Origin of the sequence: uncultured Fibrobacter sp. (assembly GCF_937877005.1) — a bacterium.
Classification (GTDB): domain Bacteria; phylum Fibrobacterota; class Fibrobacteria; order Fibrobacterales; family Fibrobacteraceae; genus Fibrobacter.
This window is the reverse complement of sequence record NZ_CALEFV010000160.1, coordinates 1-1,454: the sequence shown is the minus strand read 5'-3', so window position 1 is coordinate 1,454 and position 1,454 is coordinate 1. Positions and strand designations below refer to the sequence as shown.

The 1,454-nt window shown below is 50.4% G+C and carries 1 protein-coding gene and 1 pseudogene; one reads left to right on the top strand and one right to left on the bottom strand.

The window, feature by feature from the left end; all coding sequences use genetic code 11:
* The coding region (locus tag Q0628_RS07545) for a hypothetical protein (protein WP_298769704.1) at nt 1–688 on the bottom strand (688 nt) is incomplete at its 3' end.
* 119 nt (nt 689–807) lie between these two features.
* On the opposite strand from Q0628_RS07545, the pseudogene Q0628_RS07540 reads away from it, so the two are divergent.
* Nucleotides 808–1,454: pseudogene (locus Q0628_RS07540) on the top strand (hypothetical protein); the annotation flags it as partial.

Sequence of the window (1,454 nt, the reverse complement as noted above, 5' to 3'; positions counted from 1 at the left end):
TTTCGTGGTCACTCGGAATTTCGGCTTGCAAGTCGCAGAGCATGGTCTGGATGCAAATCGGATAAATCTTGATCGTCTTAGTTAGGTTGTTTAAAATCTTGGATAAATGCAGGGGAGAGCGGTTCATTTTCTTGAACCATTCTTCGGTGCCGGCGTCAAGCTTTGCCCAGATTTCGCCTTCACTTGCCAGCAGGGGAGAAAGCCCAAGTTCTACCGCAGGGCTTTCGAGATGGCTAGCGTTTGTTATGAGACGCAACTTAAAAGCACCTAGCTTTGGCGTGTATTCCTCTTGAATTTTGCGCATACGCTGGCAAATTTCCGGGAATTCCTTGACGATTGTGGATTCGCCGTCGCCCGAAAGGCAAATGTCCTTGAGTTGCTTGTTCTGTTTGGGTACGTTTTCGAAAGCCTTGCACTTGAAAAATTCGCCGGATTCGTAGTAATCAAGAAACTCGCGCAGTTCGCGTTCCACGGCATCGATGTTGACGGGAATGCGCTTGTGGCCCTCTTGCGGGCCGCTCTGACAATAGGCGCAAGAAAAAGAACAGTGGTGGTCGGGGTTTAAGTTGACGCCCAAAGAAAGACCGCCTGCACGACGGCTAATCACCGGGTACACCCAGGTGTTTTTTTTCCATTCGCGGGGGTGGCTGCTCCACGCTGCAATCAGTGCTTTTTCCTGTTCTGTCATGCCCTAAATATAGTAATCTAAGTTATAGCTTGCATCTATATGCCGTTAGAGCAAAAAATTAGAACATCCTACTGTCTACAGTCGACTTCCTACTTCCTACTTTTTACTACTTTTCCAGTATGCAGTTTGTATTGAAGTCCGCTTTGATTTCACTTGTGCTGGTCGGGATTGCAATTGCCGATGGCATCAAGCCATACGCCCTCGCCAACGACGGAGCGGTGACTCGCGACCGTCACCTTTCCGAAATCAGCGATATTATGCGCGGTGGACGAGGCGGCTATATCGACTTTGGATTTTACTATACGCCGAGCCGTGAGCAGTTGCCCTTGGAAAGTCAGTATGGCGAACATGACGGCTTTGCTTTCAATCATCATTTTGCGGCCTTTGGTGCAGGCGAAGTGGCTAAAAACCGCCACATGGGCGCGCTCCTCTGGTTTGACCGTTCTGGCTGGGATGGCGAAGACTTCTTCCTTTTCCCGCAGTACAACGATTTCGGCCTGCAACGCTCGGTTGTTACTTGGGGCTTGACCTTTACAGATGCCCGTATGAATTGGACACTTGCAGCCGGTATGCAGCACCAGAATCTGGAACATCGCGGCAAGATTTACCCGTACGAAAGCGACTCTCTGGCTTACAGCTGGGCTCATTTGCGCTTTAGCAAGTTGAGCGCTCAGGCGAATTTCTACCGTGCCGATTGGCGTCTGTTCCGTGTTTCGCTTGACTTGGAAAGCCGCGCCATTTACGGCGGCAGAAAATCCGGCCTGCT